This is a genomic window from Niveibacterium sp. (assembly GCF_041909475.1).
GTDB lineage: Bacteria > Pseudomonadota > Gammaproteobacteria > Burkholderiales > Rhodocyclaceae > Niveibacterium.
This window is the reverse complement of sequence record NZ_JAYRDJ010000002.1, coordinates 169,082-185,341: the sequence shown is the minus strand read 5'-3', so window position 1 is coordinate 185,341 and position 16,260 is coordinate 169,082. Positions and strand designations below refer to the sequence as shown.

Annotated in this window: 14 protein-coding genes; 1 reads left to right on the top strand and 13 read right to left on the bottom strand. The window is 66.6% G+C overall.

Annotated features, from left to right (window positions below; all coding sequences use genetic code 11):
- Positions 1-4: 4 nt before the first annotated feature.
- Positions 5-3,865, bottom strand: coding sequence for a YhdP family protein (locus tag ACE3P0_RS03115; protein ID WP_374399697.1), 3,861 nt, complete (start codon positions 3,863-3,865; stop codon positions 5-7).
- 136 nt (positions 3,866-4,001) lie between these two features.
- Here ACE3P0_RS03115 and glnE point away from each other — a divergent pair, with 136 nt between their 5' ends.
- A complete protein-coding gene (glnE, locus tag ACE3P0_RS03110) occupies positions 4,002-6,686 on the top strand; it encodes a bifunctional [glutamate--ammonia ligase]-adenylyl-L-tyrosine phosphorylase/[glutamate--ammonia-ligase] adenylyltransferase (protein WP_374399695.1) in 2,685 nt (894 codons plus the stop codon).
- Between the two features lie 45 nt (positions 6,687-6,731).
- Here the strand turns inward: glnE and ACE3P0_RS03105 are convergent, their stop codons facing one another.
- The 12 genes from ACE3P0_RS03105 to ACE3P0_RS03050 form a co-directional block, all read right to left on the bottom strand.
- The gene (locus tag ACE3P0_RS03105; protein WP_374399693.1) at positions 6,732-7,166 is read right to left on the bottom strand and encodes a hypothetical protein; all 435 of its coding nucleotides are present in this window, start codon (positions 7,164-7,166) and stop codon (positions 6,732-6,734) included.
- Between the two features lie 151 nt (positions 7,167-7,317).
- Positions 7,318-7,791 carry a hypothetical protein gene (locus ACE3P0_RS03100; protein WP_374399691.1) on the bottom strand — a complete coding sequence of 158 codons (474 nt, stop codon included), beginning with the start codon at positions 7,789-7,791 and terminating at the stop codon, positions 7,318-7,320.
- On the bottom strand, positions 7,788-8,840 hold the full coding sequence (locus ACE3P0_RS03095; protein ID WP_374399690.1) for a beta-ketoacyl synthase N-terminal-like domain-containing protein: 1,053 nt from the start codon (positions 8,838-8,840) through the stop codon (positions 7,788-7,790). The genes ACE3P0_RS03100 and ACE3P0_RS03095 overlap by 4 nt, the downstream gene beginning before the upstream one ends.
- Positions 8,837-9,109: a phosphopantetheine-binding protein gene (locus tag ACE3P0_RS03090; protein ID WP_374399688.1), complete on the bottom strand. Its 273-nt coding sequence runs from the start codon at positions 9,107-9,109 to the stop codon at positions 8,837-8,839. Before ACE3P0_RS03090 ends, ACE3P0_RS03095 begins: the two co-directional genes overlap by 4 nt.
- Positions 9,110-9,117: 8 nt before the next feature.
- Positions 9,118-10,326 carry an ABC transporter permease gene (locus ACE3P0_RS03085; RefSeq protein ID WP_374399686.1) on the bottom strand — a complete coding sequence of 403 codons (1,209 nt, stop codon included), beginning with the start codon at positions 10,324-10,326 and terminating at the stop codon, positions 9,118-9,120.
- Positions 10,323-11,234 carry an ABC transporter ATP-binding protein gene (locus ACE3P0_RS03080; protein WP_374399684.1) on the bottom strand — a complete coding sequence of 304 codons (912 nt, stop codon included), beginning with the start codon at positions 11,232-11,234 and terminating at the stop codon, positions 10,323-10,325. The genes ACE3P0_RS03085 and ACE3P0_RS03080 overlap by 4 nt, the downstream gene beginning before the upstream one ends.
- Positions 11,234-12,226 carry a BtrH N-terminal domain-containing protein gene (locus ACE3P0_RS03075; protein ID WP_374399683.1) on the bottom strand — a complete coding sequence of 331 codons (993 nt, stop codon included), beginning with the start codon at positions 12,224-12,226 and terminating at the stop codon, positions 11,234-11,236. Before ACE3P0_RS03075 ends, ACE3P0_RS03080 begins: the two co-directional genes overlap by 1 nt.
- Positions 12,223-12,624 carry a hypothetical protein gene (locus tag ACE3P0_RS03070; RefSeq protein WP_374399681.1) on the bottom strand — a complete coding sequence of 134 codons (402 nt, stop codon included), beginning with the start codon at positions 12,622-12,624 and terminating at the stop codon, positions 12,223-12,225. Before ACE3P0_RS03070 ends, ACE3P0_RS03075 begins: the two co-directional genes overlap by 4 nt.
- Positions 12,624-13,778 carry a beta-ketoacyl-ACP synthase III gene (locus tag ACE3P0_RS03065; protein ID WP_374399680.1) on the bottom strand — a complete coding sequence of 385 codons (1,155 nt, stop codon included), beginning with the start codon at positions 13,776-13,778 and terminating at the stop codon, positions 12,624-12,626. The genes ACE3P0_RS03070 and ACE3P0_RS03065 overlap by 1 nt, the downstream gene beginning before the upstream one ends.
- On the bottom strand, positions 13,771-14,712 hold the full coding sequence (locus ACE3P0_RS03060; protein ID WP_374399678.1) for an NAD(P)H-dependent oxidoreductase: 942 nt from the start codon (positions 14,710-14,712) through the stop codon (positions 13,771-13,773). The genes ACE3P0_RS03065 and ACE3P0_RS03060 overlap by 8 nt, the downstream gene beginning before the upstream one ends.
- Positions 14,709-15,785 carry a class I SAM-dependent methyltransferase gene (locus ACE3P0_RS03055; RefSeq protein WP_374399676.1) on the bottom strand — a complete coding sequence of 359 codons (1,077 nt, stop codon included), beginning with the start codon at positions 15,783-15,785 and terminating at the stop codon, positions 14,709-14,711. The genes ACE3P0_RS03060 and ACE3P0_RS03055 overlap by 4 nt, the downstream gene beginning before the upstream one ends.
- Positions 15,782-16,246, bottom strand: a complete 465-nt coding sequence (locus ACE3P0_RS03050) for a hypothetical protein (protein ID WP_374399674.1) — start codon at positions 16,244-16,246, stop codon at positions 15,782-15,784. The genes ACE3P0_RS03055 and ACE3P0_RS03050 overlap by 4 nt, the downstream gene beginning before the upstream one ends.
- Positions 16,247-16,260: the final 14 nt, after the last annotated feature.

Sequence of the window (16,260 nt, the reverse complement as noted above, 5' to 3'; positions counted from 1 at the left end):
TCGCTCACTGCTCACCTCCGTTGTTGTCGGCGTGTGCGGCACCGCCCGAGAGCTTGCGCACGCGCGGTTCGTCCCAGCTGCCGTCGACGGCGTATTCGTAGGTAAAGATCTTTTCGATCGGATCGCGCAACACCTTCTGCGCAAGATACGCCACCAGGCCAACGGCCGGGTTGAGCGTACCGATCGCCGGCCCCAGCGCCGCCCCCAACGCCACGGTTTCGGACAGCGTCGGCTGCACCTGAACCTGCAGGCGTTGCGTCTCGGCCGTCAGGTCGACGCTGCCACGCATTGCCACTTGCGCCGCGGGCCCGCGGATCGCGAGATCGTCGGTGCGCATCACACCGTGGCTGATTTTCATGCTACCGGAAACGCTGTCGAAGGCGAATCCTTCGGAAAACACATCGCGAAAGTCCAGCGTAGCCCGCCGCGGCAAAGCCTGGAGGCTGAACACACCGAGCAGACGCCCCATGCCCGGATCGATCTTGCTGAACTGGCCCGATTCGGCCTTGATATCAAAACCGCCAGACAGCGACGCCAGCTGCGGCGATTCCGGCGGCCCCTGCCAATCGAGGAAACCCTTGGCGGCGACCTCGCCGCGCCGCAGCAGACCGGCGTGCCCCAGCCGGCCAAGCAGCGCGCCGGCATCGCGCGCGTCGAGCTCGAAACGCACGCGCGTGTGGCCATTCAGATAGGCGCCGGTCATCGACACCTTGCCGTCGTCGTTGCTGAGCAGCAGTTCATCGAGTAACCAGTCGTTACCATCCGGCGTGCCGCGCAGGGTCAGGGCACCCAGTTCGCGTGCCGCGTGCGCGAACGAGGCGACCTTGATGTCCAGCCGCGGCATCTGTCGCTCGCCGCCATTCACCTGCTCGACCAGCGGCAGCGCGCTGCGTTGCGCAGGCAGCAGCGCCAGGCGCGATAGCCGCGCCTGCACACGCCCGGCACCACTCATGTCGATCGCGACATCGCCCTCGGCCGCCGGCCCCTTCAGCTGGCCCTGCCACAGGGTACCGGCGCGCTGGGCGCTGAACGCCTGATCGTGGAAGCGCAAGCCCTTGAGCACGAGATCCCCCGCGCGTACATCGATGCTGTCAAAGGGCGGCGCGCCCTCGTCGTAACCGGAGCGGCCGATCGCGCTGCGCCAGGCATCAAGATCGAGGCGATCGAGTCGCGCACGCAGCGCCAGCCCATGTGCGGGCAGGCCCGGTTCGGCGCTGCCCAGCGCCAGCACACCCTGTTCGATCTGCAAGCCGTCGGGTCGATCGGCGAGTTCGAACTTCGCCCGCGCGCGGCCGGCCAGCCCGCCCTCGACATGCTGCCGGCCCTGTTGCCCACTCCCCGACCAGCGCCAATCCAGATGCAGCGGCTGCACCTGATTCGCCGGCTTGTTGAAGGGCTCTGGCAAGCTGGAGGCAATGCCGAGCAGGCTGCTGTCCAGCGCAAGGCTGACATCGTGCTCGCGCGTCACAACACGCGCCGTGACCGGCGTTTCGCCCGCGAGGTGATCCCATACCGGCGACGGGAACTGGCTCGCCAGATGGCGCACCGCGACGCTGCCGCGCGCTTCGATCTCGATGGCGCCATCGCGCCGGGTGTCGCCCTTCACCTTCACCGGCGTACCGAGGAATACGCCGGTCGCTTCGGGGATCGCAAAACGCGATTCGGTAAAGCTGAAGCGGCCGGCTGCGGCGAACAGCTCGGGCAGGCCTGGCAGCAAGCGCAGCCGGTTGTCGGCAAAGCGGAATTCGCCCTCGGTCGTCGTTTTCTCGGGTTCGGCCAATGGCACCGCAAGGTGCAGGCTCAGCGCCCCATCGCCCACCGCGTCGACACCGCGCGTGAAATAGCCGACGCTCGTAGCGATCGGGCTGGCATTGAGAAACTGCAGGAACTCCCGCGTCGGCCCGGAAGCGTGGCCATCCACCACCAGATGCCCCTCGTTCAGATCGGCGACCACCGCTTTCACCTTCGACACATTCGCGCCGAAAACCTTGCCACGGTCGGCGTTGATCTCCATACGCGCCCGGTTGAAGTGCAGCGAGCCGTCGATGTCGTCAATCGCCGGCCAAGCAGGCGCATAAGCCAGGCGGGACCCACGCACCCGCGCATCGACAGTGAATACGCCTTTCGGATCATCCCTGAACGGAAAGTGCGACAGGTCGCCGCGCAACACCAGGCGCGCGTCCTCGGCCACGCCGCCGGTGATCGCGTCGCGCAGCCAGTGCCGCACGTCGGCCGCCACCACCAGAGGCATGTAGCGCCACACCGCACGCCCGTCGGCGCGCGAGAGCTGGGCCGTAATGTCGATCGCGCCCGGGCCGGCCCCCTTGGTTCGCCACATCCCGCTCGCACTGCCTGCCGCATCGGCGTTACGGAAGCGGCCATCGGTCAGGCGCACGCTGGCCTCACCTTTACGCAGCGTCCAGTCGCCCACGAAGGCGCCTTCTTCGATCGCGATCTCGCCTTGCTCGAAAACCGCCGGGAGCGCGATCTGGCCCTTCGCGACAGTCAGGTCATAGCGCCCGCCACGCTCATTCGCCTCCAGCGAACCCGACCATCCATCGCCGCCAGGCCAAAGCTCATGCGCCGCCAGTCCGAGCCCCTTGAAACGCGTGCTGACTTGGTATTGTGGCGGCACCCCATCCTCGCCGGTCCACGCTAGTTTGATCTGCTCAAACACCCCGTGCGGGGCGAGCACTTGCAGGCGTTCGCGCCACGCCGACGGTAGCGGCAGATGCGCGGCCATTGCTGCGAGCGCGCCGACATTGAGCTGCGTCGCAGAGAACTCGCCACGCGCCGGCTTGCCGGCCTCGGCCGCGCTGCGCTCAAGATGAAAGCTGGCTGGCGCGAGCGCCTGCCCAGCGGCCGTATGAAGCGCCAGCTCGCGCCCGCTGATTACCCAGGTTGCACCCCGCCGTGCAGCTTCGATGTGACCCGTCAAACGACGTAGCGACAGCTCGCCTAGCCGTTCGCCAAACACCAGCTTCACGTCGCGCAGTGCCACATCGGTGGCAGCGGCCACCGGCGTACCGGTCTCGATCGTCAGCCACAGCCGCGTGCCGCCGACCCCGCTTGCAACTTGCATCGGCCAGTCGAACCAGGGGCGCCAGGCGGCGAAATCGGCACGATCCACACTCGCGTAAAGCTGGCCGGACCAGCGATCGATCGTGCTGCCACGCACACCCTCCAGGCGACCGCGCAGATCGATCGGCGATGCCAGCGCCACGGGCGGCTGCGCGGTAAGACCGAAACGGTGCTCACGACCATCGTTTTCGAGTCGCAGATTGAGGTGTGCGAGCGTCAGCGGCGGCGCATCGCGTTGCAGATCAACCCAGCTCAGCTGCGCATCGCGAATCACGATGCTGCGCTGCGCGAACACCCACTCGCTCAACGCATTGCCCTGCGCGTCGCGCGTTGCCGGCAGGCCAAGCATGTGCACCGCGCCGTCCGCATCGCGCTGCAGGCTCAGCACCGGCCGATCGATGCTCAACTGATGCAGGCGCAGTTCGCCCACAAATATCGAACGCCACGACATCGAGGCGTCGACCGAGGCCAGGCGCAGCGCCTCGGCCCCCTTCGCGTCATGCAGGCGCAGGTCGTGCAGCCGCAGCCGCGGGTGCAGGCCGTCCCAATCGGCATCGAGGCGCGCCAGCTTCACGGGCAGACCGACCGCCTGTGACAGGCGCTGTTCGATCTCGGGCCGCCATTCGCCAACACGCGGCAGCACCGCGTAACGCAGTACCAGCAGCCCAACGCCAGCAACAAAAAAGGCTGCCACCGCCAGCCGCACGGCAAGGCGCACCCAGGGCGTCTGCGCGCCGGCCGGGGCATAGCGGGAAAGCTGAAAGAGGAAATACGAAGGCAGCATCAGGGGCGACGAATACAATCGAGGTACAGACGCACCCCACGCAGGCCTGTTCCGCGCTGCCACATCGGCACCGCTTCGAACAGGCTATTGCACCGATGCGAACCCGAATTCTATTGGAAACCCGACCCGAGGCCCCATGGAAACCGTCGGCACACTGACTGAACGGCTCGCGCCCGCGCTTGCGGCGAGCCCTTACCTGCAACGCGAGCTCGGCGCCCGCCCGTGGCTGGCGCCCTTGCTGGAGACATCAATCGACGCACCGCTCAGCGCCGATTCGATGCGCGACTTCCTCGCCCGCGAGGCGCCGGACGAAGCGCAGCTCAAGCGTGGCCTGCGTCGCCTGCGCACCTGGGTGATCTGCCATACGGCCGTGCGCGACCTGCTGGGCCTTGCACCGCTCGCCGAAGTCACCGAAACGATGACGCTGCTGGCGGAGGTGTGCATCGCGCATGCGCACGACCAGCTCCATGCCTTGCTTGCCGAACGCCACGGCGCGCCGGCCTGCGCTGATGGCACGCCGATGCGCATGGTGATCATCGGCATGGGCAAGCTGGGCGGGCGCGAACTGAACGTGTCGTCCGACATCGACCTGATCTTCGCCTATCCGGAAGACGGCGACACCGCTGGCCCGCGGCCGCTGTCGCACTTTGACTTCTTCACGCGGCTCGGGCGCCAGATCATCGCCGCGATCGCCGAGGTCACAGAAGATGGCTTCGTGTTCCGCGTCGACATGCGCCTGCGTCCAAATGGCGATTCGGGCCCGCTGGTGTCGAGCTTCGACGCGCTGGAACACTACTTCATCGCGCAAGGCCGCGAGTGGGAACGTTTCGCTTGGATCAAGGCGCGGCCGCTGTGCGGCGAACGGCTTGACGAGCTGGCCGACATCGTGCGCCCCTTCGTGTTCCGAAAGTACCTCGACTTCGGCGCGATCAACGCGATGCGCGCGCTGCATGCGCAGATCCGCGCGCAGGTCGCGCGGCGCGAGATGGCGACCAACATCAAGCTCGGGCCTGGTGGCATCCGCGAGATCGAATTCACCGCGCAGGTGTTCCAGATCATCCGCGGCGGTCGCGATGCGGGCTTGCAGATCAAGCCGACCATGCAGGTGCTCGAAGCGCTCGCCGACCGTGGCGTGCTCGACTACGGCGCCGTCACCGCGATGGGCGATGCCTACGTCTTCCTGCGCCGGCTCGAACACCGGCTGCAGTACCTCGACGACGCGCAGACGCATGATCTGCCCGCCACGCCGGAAGACCGCGCGCGCATCGCCGTTGCGATGGGCTTTGCCGATGAAGCAGCGATGGGCGCCGAACTGGAGCGCCACCGTGCAATCGTGAGCGCCAGCTTCCAGGCCGCGTGCGGCGACCCGAACGAAGCCGACCACGCCCTCGACGAACTGTGGGACGCAACGATCACACCGGAACATGTCGCCAACCGCTTTGAGGCGATGCAATTCCGCAATCCGACTGCGGCGGCAGACCGCCTCGCGCAGATGCGTGAAGGCCACCGCTATCGGCAACTGCCCGAGAGCATCCGCGGCCGCGTCGACGCGTTGATCCCTCGCATCATCGAGGGCTGCGCCGCGCAGCCCAATCCGGACGACACGCTGGCGCGCATACTCACGCTGCTCGATGCCATCAACCGCCGCGGCGCCTACCTCGCGCTGCTGCAGCAATACCCGCAAGCCCTGCGTCGCCTGATCGAACTGATGTCCGCATCGAGCTGGGCAGCGGATTACCTCACGACGCACCCGATCCTGCTCGACGAACTGCTCGACGCGCGTCAGCTCGAAGAGGCGCCTGACTGGCCCGCCTTCGCCCGCCATCTGCGCGAGCAACTCGACGCCGCCGAACCGGATATCGAGCGACAGATGGATCTGATGCGCGAGCAACACCATGCGCAGGTGTTCCGCATCCTGCACCAGGACATCGCCGGCAAATGGGAAGTGGAGGCGATCGGCGACCACCTCTCGGCGCTGGCCGACGTGGTGCTGGAGGAAACGCTGCGCCAGTGCTGGCGCAAGCTCAAGCAACGCCACCGCGACACGCCACGCTTCGCGGTGATCGGCTACGGCAAGCTGGGCGGCAAGGAACTCGGCTACGCGTCCGATCTCGACATCGTGTTCCTCTACGACGACGAAGATCAGTCCGCCTCCGAGAACTACGCCCGCCTCGCCCAGCGCTTGCTGACCTGGCTGTCGGCGCGCACCTCTGCCGGCACGCTGTTCGACACCGACACACGCCTGCGCCCCAACGGCGAATCCGGCCTGCTGGTCAGCGGCATCGACGCCTTCCGCAAGTATCAGGACGAATCGGCGTGGCTATGGGAACACCAGGCGCTGACGCGCGCGCGCTTTGTTGCCGGTGACGCCGAAGTCGGCGCCAAGTTCGAACAGGCGCGTGAAGCATTGCTGCGCCGCCCGCGCGACCTTACCAAGCTGGCGGACGAAGTGATCGCGATGCGCCGCAAGATGCTCGATCAGCACGCAAGCCGCGACGCGAGCTTCAAGGTGAAGGACGACATCGGAGGTCTGATCGACTTCGAATTCATCATCCAGTACCTCGTGCTGGGCCACGCCCACACGCATCCGAAACTGGTCGCCAACCTCGGCAACATCGCGCTCGCGCGCATCTCGGGCGAACTCGGTCTGGTGGATGCCGCGCATGCCAAGGCCGCAGCAGATGCGTATCGCACACTGCGCCGCATGCAGCATCGACTGAGACTGAACGGAGAAAAAGCGCGGCTGCCGGAAGGTGCCGCGGAGAGCGAGCGGGAAGCGATTCGCACGCTGTGGATGGAGGTGTTCGGGCGCCCAGCCTGAACACCTCCGCACCGGGCGGCGCAGCACGCGCCGCCCGCCACACAATTACTTCAGCTTCACATAGCGGCCGCGCAGCGCAACGCCCGCCACAAAGCCACCAGCGTGGCACTCGAACTCGGTGTCGCTGACGAAGGGTTCCTTCTTGTAGTAGCTCTCAATGTCGACGACTGCGTCGGCACCCAGCTTCTTCGCCTTCTCTTGCAGCTTGATCATCGCCGACAGGAAGGTCCAGTAGCAGGCTTCCTCGTCGCTCTTGTTGAAGGCGTTGGTCTTCGTGTTGGCGACGTCATCACCGAAGCTCTTGTCGACCTTGCCGTACTTCTGCTTGCCAAAGTAGAACTTCACACCGTCGTTCAGCTTGGCCTGCGCGTCGGCACGGTTCATCGCATCCTGGATCGGCAGGTGCAACTCGGTATCGCGGGCACACACCGGCGCAGCAAGGCTCACGGCCATTGCGGCCAGCATCAGTTGTCGTTTCATCGTTTTCCTTTCCATGCGGGAAGCTGAGCCTCCCTTGTTCCAGATTCTTGCCTGCACGCCGGGCAGCGCACACCCCGCGTGCTGCAGCCCGGCAAGCTTATACGCGCCCGCGGGTCGGTAAGGCGCGGCAATCCGTCGCGAATCGCGCCGTTCAAATCGCCCCACCCGCCAGCAAAGCCCAGTCCGACTGCCCAGTATCGGCATCGACCAGGCCAAGCAGCGTGTATTCGACGCCATCCCGCGCCCAGTCGTCCGCCAGTTGCGCGGCGTAGCGCTCGAAACCCTCGTCGCGGACCACGCACGTCGAGCGCACGATCTGCGGCCATTGCGCAGCGATCACCGACAGGCTGATTGCGGGCTGCGACTGCATGAAGCCGAACGGCATCGTTGGCGCGGCGCTCAGAACATCGTGCAACACGCCGATCGTCTCGTTCACCGGGCCCAGGGCACTGCCCAGAATCAATCCGGCCGGACCCGCGGGCATGTCGATCGACAGCGCGCCAGCCAACGCCAGTTCAGTCCAGCCACCCAGCCGACGCGGCACGCTGCCGAGCCGTTCGCGCAAGCGGGCGCGCGCGCCGGCGTCGTCGAAGGTGTTGCGACATTGTTGAAGGATGTGGCTCATGCTTGCCGCTCCAGCACACCGGCCCACACCTGCCCGCCAAAACCCATCGCCAGCACAAGCGCAGGGCGGCCGTCCCAACGCTGATTTGTGGTGGTCGGCGTCACCGCCAGCGCCGGGTCCGGCACGTCGAAGCCAATCGTCGCCGGTATCCAGCCTTCGTCGAGGCAGGCCGTCAGCAAAGCGATTTCGGCGGGGCCGCTGGCGCCCAGAGTGTGGCCGAGCAGACTCTTGAACGAAACGCAGGGTGGCACTTCGCCGAACACCTTGCACAGGCCCGCCGCCTCGGCGGGTTCGGTCATCGGGCTGCCCGCGCCATGCAGTTTGACGACACCGATATCGGAGGGCGCACGCCCTGCCCGGCGCAGTGCAGCGCGGATCGCCGCCGCCACCGGTTCGCCCGAGGCATCCGCGGACGTCGGCCCGCTGCGGTCCAGCGCGGTGCCGCTGCCCGTCAGATGCCAGCCCACGCCGCCGTCCGCGTCGCAGTCCAGCACCGCAATCGCTTCGCCCAGCATCAGGCCATCGCGTTGCAGATCAAACGGCTTGCACGGCTCGGACGACAGCAGCTGCAGCGCGGCGAAACCCTGCCGGGTGTAGGCGTTGTCGAGTTCAAGGCCGATTACGCGCACTTGCTGTGACCGATTGGCGGCGAGTTCGCCCTGTGCGGCGTCGAGTGCGGCAAGGCCCGACACGCAAGCCACCGAAAAACAGCGCGGCACCGCGGTCATGCCAAACCGCCGGCCCAAGCCCGCGGCAAAGCTGGATGGCGATTCGGCCAGCACACCGATACGCTCGGCGCGCTGAGCCCCGCCGATCTGCCACGAAGAAGATCCGATATGGAGTACCGCATCGACGGGTGCGGCTTGCGCGTTGGCCAGCAGCCCCAGAACCTGCGACAGTCGCCCGGCCCAATCGCCCGTCAACGGCATCGCGGCAAAGGGCAGGCCTTCGCGATGCGTGATGGCTCGCTCGCCAGCCAGCGCTTGGCGCACGGCATCAGCGAGGCTTAAGCCAGCGGCGGAGACCAGCGCGCGGCCGGTGATCCTCATGTTGCGCCGGGCACCTTGTCCTGCAGATAGTCGGCGAGCGAGGCCACGCTGGCCAGAATCCGCCGCGTCTCCTTGCTGTCGGTCAGCCGCACGCCGTAGCGCTTCTGGAGGGCCATCGAGAGCTGCAGCGCGTCGAGCGAGTCGAGCGCCAGCCTCGCATCAGGGCCGAACAGCGGCTCGTCGTCGCTCAAGGCTTCAGGCGGAAAGTCCTTCTCGCAGCTGTCGACAATCAGGCGCTTGAGCGCCATGGTCAGGTCAGTCGTACTCATGTTTGGATTCAGGCAATCACGCGCGAACGCCGTAGCGCCCACGCAGCAAGCGTCAGACAGGTGGCGCCGAAGCCCAGCAAGGCCAGCATTGGCAGCGCCAGATCGGCGAGCGGTGCATCGCGCAACAGCACCGCGTGAAAGGCATCCAGCGCCCAGGCCATCGGCGACACCTGCGTGAGCGGCTGCATCGCAGCGGGCATCACGAAGCGCGGCACCATCACGCCGCCGATCGCCGCCATCAGGATGTTGCCGACACCGCCGATCACCGTGGCCTGTTCGGAGGTTCTCGCGATCGACGCGACCAGGAAGGCCCAGCCAATCGCGGCCGCAGAGACTGCAACCGACACCATCGCCAGCGCGGTCAGCCCGCCGGCACCCGGCAGGCGCAGCGCTTCGCCGCCGAGCGCCGGTACGAGCCAGGCTCCCACAGCCAACATCAGGCAAGCCTGAAGCAGATTGAGTAGCACGAAAGGTGGCAACTTGCCGGCGATCAGCAAGCCGGGTGACGCGCCCATCGCGCGCAGGCGCACCAGGGTGCCGAACTGCCGCTCCGCAATGAAAACCGGCGCGAGCGGAATCACGACGAAGAACAGGCCAAAGATCAACCACGCGGGCACGCTTTGCTGCACCGCACTCGGCTGCTGACTGCGGCCGTCGGCACGCTGCATGGCGGGCAACGCCACAGCATCCATCGGCACCGGCAGCGGCACACCCATCAGGGCCTGCACGCGACGCGACATCTCGCCGGCCTGCACCTGCCCGAGTACCGCGCCAACCTGCTGACGCATCGCTTGCTGCGCGACGACGGCGACGGTCGGGTCCACCAGAATCTGCACCTTGCTCGCCGCAGCGCCGGGCTCCGGCCCCAGGATCGCGGCGCCAACGCCGCCTTGCAGCACCACGGCGAACGCCGCCTCGCCGCGACCGACGGCGCGGCGTGCCTCCGCGAGCGGCACCGCACGCGCTTGGTCGAAGCCCGCCACCGAACGCCGCAACGCGGCGACCAGCGTGCGCACGGCGGGGCTGTCGTCCTGCTGCACGAGCAGGCTGCGCGGCTTGAGTGCCGCGGGGTCAAACGCGTCGCGCAGCGCGAAGGACATGATCAGGATGAACACCGCCGGCATCGCGAAGAGCGCGGCGAGCGCATGCGGATCGCGCAGCAGCGCAAGGGCTTCCTTGCGCCACAAGGCGGAGAGGCGGATCAGCACGGCGCTCATGCGTCGTCCCTCAATGCGCGTTGCGTCAATTGCAGGAACACGTCTTCCAGCGTGGCGCGGCCGCACTGCGCGCTGCGCAGCGGCACGTTGTGGCGCCTGAGCGCTTCGAGCACGCCAGCAAGGTCTTCCGGCGCGCCAAGCTGCAGCGACCAGGTTTGCGGGCCGATCGCGGCGAGCGTGAAGTGCTTCTGCCAGTCCTGCGCAAGCGGCGCAGGCAAAGGGCCACCGACGGCGATGCGCGCATGCGTGCCGGCCATGGCGCACACTGCATCCAGCGTACCCTCCGCGAGCACGCGCCCGTGGTCGAGAATCGCGACGCGGTCGGCCACCGCTTCGATCTCTTCCATGTAGTGGCTGGTGTAGATCACAGCGCGGCCCTCATCGCGCAGGGCACGGACCGTGTCGAGCAGAAAGGCGCGTGATTGCGGATCAACGCCGGCGGTCGGTTCGTCCAGCAGCAGGACTGCCGGGTCGCCGAGCAAGGCGAGCGCAAGGTTCAGGCGCCGTTTCATGCCGCCGGAAAGCGTGCGCGCCCCGCGGTCGACAAACGCAGCAAGCTGGCCGTACGCGATCGCGCGTTCGATGCGCGCGGCGCACGCCGCACCATGCAGCCCGAGCACGCCTGCGAACACTGCGAGGTTCTCGCGTGCGGTGAGCATCGGATAGAACGCAAAGTCCTGCGGCACCCATGCGACCCGGCCCGCGCCGCTCAGCGTGGCATCGCGCTGCACGCGGCCGGTGCTCGGCACGATCACGCCCGCCAGCAACGCGATCAGCGTCGACTTGCCGGCGCCGTTCGGCCCCAGCAGGCCCAGCACCTCGCCGGCCGACACGCCCAGCGATACCGAATCGAGCGCCGCGCTGGCGGCCTTCGGGTAGCGGAAGCCCAAGGCCTCGGCAGCCAGCATCACAGGCTGCGCTCCAGCGCCTGAAAGAAAGAACGCTCCCGCCCGGCCATCGCATCGAGTGCATCGGCAAGGCGCGCCGGATTCAGCGGTTCGCGATCGCGGCACATGCGCGCCGCGGTCAGTGCGAACTCGCGCCAGGCATCGCCGATCGCGATCAATTGTTCGGCGTGTTCGGCAAACACGGGGCGGTTCAACAGCGCCGCCGCTTCCTGCAGGAATGCGGCCTCGATGAAGCGAAAACCGGCGCCGCCGGTGCCGATCTCTTCCTGCATGCGGACGATGTGGCCAACGAAGAGCTTGCTCGCGCGCGCATCCTCGACCGACAGGCGGCGCACCGTGCGCGCAAGCCAGTGGATGCCACGTACGCCGATCAAGGGCAGCGGCGTCTTCAGCATGATGCGGCAGGTGCGTCGCATCGCTGCCGGCAGTGCTGTATTCCAATCCGGCACCTGTGCCGGCGTCTCGGCGTAGTACAGCAGACCCTTGGGCGCAAGCACGCCACGCGCAAACCGCGCGCGCTCCAGCGCATCCGCCTCGCAGACTACCGGCTCCTCGAAAACCGGATCACTGATCCGGTAGCCATCCCCTTCGCGGCCGAACACCAGCAGGTTGTGCGCGTTGAAGTGGAAGCGCAGATCCTGCGGGAAGTACGGCAGCCAAAACACCGAGGTTTGAAGGCCGACCACACGACCTGCGTCGAGCAACTGATCGAGTCGCTCGCGCCCGGCCTTCGGCGAGCGGAAGGTCTCGAAGCGGATCTTCCAGCCCAGCGGTTTGCGCAGCCCGCGCAGGATCGACTTGGGTGGCATGCGGTACGCGATCAGCGGCAAGCCGTTGAGCTTGATGAAGGGCAGATACGCGAACGACAGGGCGGACGAAAGCCCGAAGGCCATCGGCTCGGACATATCTACACCGCTATGCCGCACCAGCGCCGACACCACGCCGCTCTCGCAATGGCTTGCCTGTCGGTGCTCAAACATGGGCGCGTTCATTCGCCCTCCACGCTGCGAAGTTGCTCTACGCTGCAGCCGAGCACCGCGGCGTAACGCTGCAGCACACGCGACGACAAACGCGCGAACACTGCAGGGCGGAAATGGCGCCGGATGCGCCAGCGCCAGATCCCGGACGTCTGCGCGAGCAGGTCGAGATCCATCCGTGCGCGGTACATATGGAATTCCAGCGGCGACACGAGTCCCGCGCGGGCGCGCTCACGCGCCTCATCCGCGAGCCGCTTGAGCTCATCCACTGCCAACAGATTGACGATTTCCTCCGCCCCCCAGCCGCTTGAAGCCACGACATGCAAGCGGCCGTCGGCCCCCTGCGCGTAGACCGCCTTGCGGTGGCCGGCGAGGACGCGGCCATTGTCCTGTGGAACCTGTTCGTCGCGCATCACACCACCGTCAGATGGAAGTAGCCGCTGGAGAAGCGCCCGCTCTCCGGCACCGCGCACAGGATGCGGTGGCCGCGCTTCAGCCGCCCGCTCTTCAGCAGCCCGTCGAGCATGATGTAGATCGAAGCGGCGCCCGTGTTGCCGCATTCGGCAAGGTTGGTGAACCAGCGCGACTGCGGGATCTCGAAGCCTATGTCGCGCAGGCCTTGCGCGATGCCCTCGCGGAAAAACTCGGACGACATGTGCGGCAGCAGCCAGTCGATGTCGTCGGCGCGCAAACCGTGGCGTTCGATGATGCGCGGAAGCGGGCGGCGCAGCGTGTGCTCGATGATGTTGTCGTTGAGCAGGCGGACGTCCTGCTTCACCGCCATCACCGAATCGCGGTCGCGCGACGCCGGGTCGTAGGCGAGCCAGCCATGGAAGTTGCCCGCCTCGTCCTTGTCGCCGCCGGCATACATGCAAACCGGCACTTCGTGCGCGGCGGAGGACAGCTCCATCCAGTCGATCCGCAGGTTCAGTGCGCCCGCGCGGGGCTTGCGTTCCACCAGAATCGCACCGGCGCCGTCGGACAGCATCCAGCGCAGGAAATCCTTCTCGAACGCGATCTCCGGCCGGGCCTCGAGTTCGGCGACGCGCGCGTCGCGCTCCGGCGTGAAGTTGCGCCCACGCATCATCATCGACGCGACCTCGCTGCCGGTCGCCACCGCATGCGCGGCCTGGCCCGAAATCACCGACATCCATGCGTACTTCAGCGCCGAGGTGCCTGCCAGGCAGATCCCGGCGGTCGCCACCACTTCACAAGCCGGGATACCAAGCTCGCCGTGCACCATCACGGCGTGGTTGGGCATCAGTTGATCGGGCAGCGAAGTGCCGCATGCCAGGCAGTCAATCGTCGCCGGGTCGAAATCCGCGGACGCCAGCGCGCGTACCGCATCAGCAGTGAGTTGCGCATTGCTCTGGCGCGGCTCGCCGGTCTCCGGGTCGAGCACATAGTGGCGCGAACGGATGCCGTTACTGCGCAGCACCACGCGGCGTGCGCGCGAACGCTCGGGGCCGACCTGGCCGAGCACGTCTTCCATATGCTCGTTGTCGATCGGCGCATTGGGCAGCACGCTGGCAATGCGGGTGATGTACGCGTAGGACGGTTCAAACATGAGACTGGATACGCTCTGTGCCACTGCCCGACGGCGCCTCGAACTCCGCTCGAATGCGTTCGAAGCGCTTGCGCAGCAGCGGCGCGAGCAAAGATTGCAGTGCCAGGCTCAAGGGCACGATCGTGACGATGGCCAGCACCAGATAAGTTAGGAACAACAACAGCACCGGGCGGCGGCGGCGTTGCCCCGCCTTACCAACTACGCGGACAATACGCGACCACACGCCAAACGCCCGCGCACCGGCGCGCTCCGACAGCGCCAGACGCGGCTCCACCGTGACCGTGCCCAGGCCCGCCAGCAAGGGCGAAGAACCCCGTTCGCAATCATCACGCAGGGCCAAACGCAGCGCTTCACCGAAGCGCCCAGCGCCGGCAATTTGCGCGTCTGACACGCCAGCGGCAGGCATGCCCCACATCGGGTCGCGACGCCCAGTCAGAAGCCAGCGCGGCGTGGTAATAAAGGTTGCCAACGTCGGCCCCTGATCGACCAGCACGACATGGTCGACGACGCGCGCCCCGATTACCTCCAGGCGCGCGCGCAGCTTCTGCCACGCCCCCATCCACATGTTGCGACAGGCCACAACGGCGACGACCGGCTTCCCGGCGAGCAAGCGCCGCGCCGCAGGGTGATCGAGAAACGCAGTGACCGGCAAGGAGGGCGACAGGAACCAGACCTGGTAGCCGAGCACGATCAGATCGTAGTCGTCGGCCAGCGGCGGCACCGACCGCAGTGGCGGCGCATCCTGCTGCACCGATTCCGGGAAGGCGTCGAGGAAAGCCCAGAACCCCCACGGAAACGGGAAACGCTCAAAGCCATCAAGCTGCCAGCGGTCGACGCTCACCGCCCCGTCAGCACCAAGCGGCGCGACGATGCGATCGAGAATCCGGTCGAGCTGGCCGCTCTGCGACCCGCCGACCACCAGCACCCGCTTCATTCGGGCGAAAAGCTCAACAAGGAGTGCGAGAGGCCAAGGCCGTCTCGCACATCGGTCAGGCGCAGGCCGACGTCACGCGCACAATCGATGAAGGCACGCGATTCGTACATCTTGCTGTTGCCGCTCGCAATCGCGGTGAAGTACGGCGAGGTGTTGATCAAGCAATACGCGGCGACCTCGTGCCGCTGCCGATCCCAGAAGGTATCGAGCACCAGCACGCGCCCGCCTTCGGCCAGCGCGGCACGGGCCCGCGCAAGAATGCTGCGGATATTGGCTTCCGAGAAGCAGCAGAGGAACTGGCTCATCCACACCACGTCCTGGCCCCCCGGGAAGGGCGCTGACTCATCGAGCAGATCGATCTCATGCGGAATCGCGCGATCGATCACTCCGGCATCAGTCAAAGTCTTTCGGGCGACGTTGAGCTGCACGGGAAGGTCGAGCATCGTCACCTGAAGCGAGTTGTCGTGCAGCAGACACATGCGCGAGAACTTGCCGGTGTTCGCGCCGATGTCCATCAAGCGCTTCGGCTTCGTCGCGAAGACCTGCGGCAAGACATCCGGGAACGCCGAGTCCGAATAGTGATGGTCGAAATTGAACCAGCTCGTCTTGGCCGGTTCGGGCAGGATCGACAGGCCTTCGTAAAGCGTGGGCCAGTCGCCCAGCGTCTTGAGGCCGATCGGTTTCTCCTGTTCCAGGCTGGCTTCGAGATCCGCCAGCCCCACGTAGCAGACGTCGTGCACGAAATCGGCATTCACGCGGAACAAGGGGTCCGTCGCGACAAAGTGGCCAGTCTTGGTCAGCACCCAACGGTCGCCGTCGCGGCTCACAACGCCAGCCGACAGGGCCGTTTCCAGCAACACGCTGATCGCGTAGCGCGACAGCTTCCCTACCTCAGCGAGTTGCTCATCGATGAGCCCGTGCTTGCCGGCCGCCGCCAGTGCATCGAGCAGCCCGCGCTTCCATGCCACGCGCACGCATTGAAATACCACCGGCGCGAACGCAATCCGCTGCGCCTCATACTGGGCGGAGACGGCCGAGCGCTTGGTCTCTGCGAACAGACTCTGCGAGTTCATTGGCTATCGGCTTGCGCTGCGGCGATCTGACTGTTGATGGCGCGCGTCAGGTTTTCAAGCCAACGACCGTAACCCGAATGAATCGTCGCGCCCTCAATCGACTGGGCAGGTCCGCTGGCGCCGGCCCCGGGACCTTCGTAGTTGAGGTTCTCGCTGCGCACATACTCGATCCGGTAACCGTCCGCGGAGTACGGGAGGTTGAGCTCAACGTAGTACTTGCCCTTTTCCAGCTTCAGAACGAGCTTGCCAGTGTCCTCATTCTTTAACATCCAGCCATGTATCGCGCCACCGGCAATGATCGCAGCCCTCACTTGCCGAGCGGTCAGCTTGGTGGCGTTGAGCGAGGAAACGGCGACCGGCTGCGGGTTGACGATAGGCACCTGGCGGGCGGCGATCGCAGCGCTCGAAACAGAGAGAGCAAGCGCCAGCGGTGCAACCCAGGAGAGTCTCTTCAGCATCATTTGGCTCACAAATA

Bases quoted from the DNA above. Each gene is read 5' to 3' on its own strand.
- ACE3P0_RS03115 (WP_374399697.1), bottom strand. From the start codon at position 3,865: ATGCTGCCTTCGTATTTCCTCTTTCAGCTTTCCCGCTATGCCCCGGCC.
- glnE (WP_374399695.1), top strand. From the start codon at position 4,002: ATGGAAACCGTCGGCACACTGACTGAACGGCTCGCGCCCGCGCTTGCG.
- ACE3P0_RS03105 (WP_374399693.1), bottom strand. From the start codon at position 7,166: ATGAAACGACAACTGATGCTGGCCGCAATGGCCGTGAGCCTTGCTGCG.
- ACE3P0_RS03100 (WP_374399691.1), bottom strand. From the start codon at position 7,791: ATGAGCCACATCCTTCAACAATGTCGCAACACCTTCGACGACGCCGGC.
- ACE3P0_RS03095 (WP_374399690.1), bottom strand. From the start codon at position 8,840: ATGAGGATCACCGGCCGCGCGCTGGTCTCCGCCGCTGGCTTAAGCCTC.
- ACE3P0_RS03090 (WP_374399688.1), bottom strand. From the start codon at position 9,109: ATGAGTACGACTGACCTGACCATGGCGCTCAAGCGCCTGATTGTCGAC.
- ACE3P0_RS03085 (WP_374399686.1), bottom strand. From the start codon at position 10,326: ATGAGCGCCGTGCTGATCCGCCTCTCCGCCTTGTGGCGCAAGGAAGCC.
- ACE3P0_RS03080 (WP_374399684.1), bottom strand. From the start codon at position 11,234: ATGCTGGCTGCCGAGGCCTTGGGCTTCCGCTACCCGAAGGCCGCCAGC.
- ACE3P0_RS03075 (WP_374399683.1), bottom strand. From the start codon at position 12,226: ATGAACGCGCCCATGTTTGAGCACCGACAGGCAAGCCATTGCGAGAGC.
- ACE3P0_RS03070 (WP_374399681.1), bottom strand. From the start codon at position 12,624: ATGCGCGACGAACAGGTTCCACAGGACAATGGCCGCGTCCTCGCCGGC.
- ACE3P0_RS03065 (WP_374399680.1), bottom strand. From the start codon at position 13,778: ATGTTTGAACCGTCCTACGCGTACATCACCCGCATTGCCAGCGTGCTG.
- ACE3P0_RS03060 (WP_374399678.1), bottom strand. From the start codon at position 14,712: ATGAAGCGGGTGCTGGTGGTCGGCGGGTCGCAGAGCGGCCAGCTCGAC.
- ACE3P0_RS03055 (WP_374399676.1), bottom strand. From the start codon at position 15,785: ATGAACTCGCAGAGTCTGTTCGCAGAGACCAAGCGCTCGGCCGTCTCC.
- ACE3P0_RS03050 (WP_374399674.1), bottom strand. From the start codon at position 16,246: ATGATGCTGAAGAGACTCTCCTGGGTTGCACCGCTGGCGCTTGCTCTC.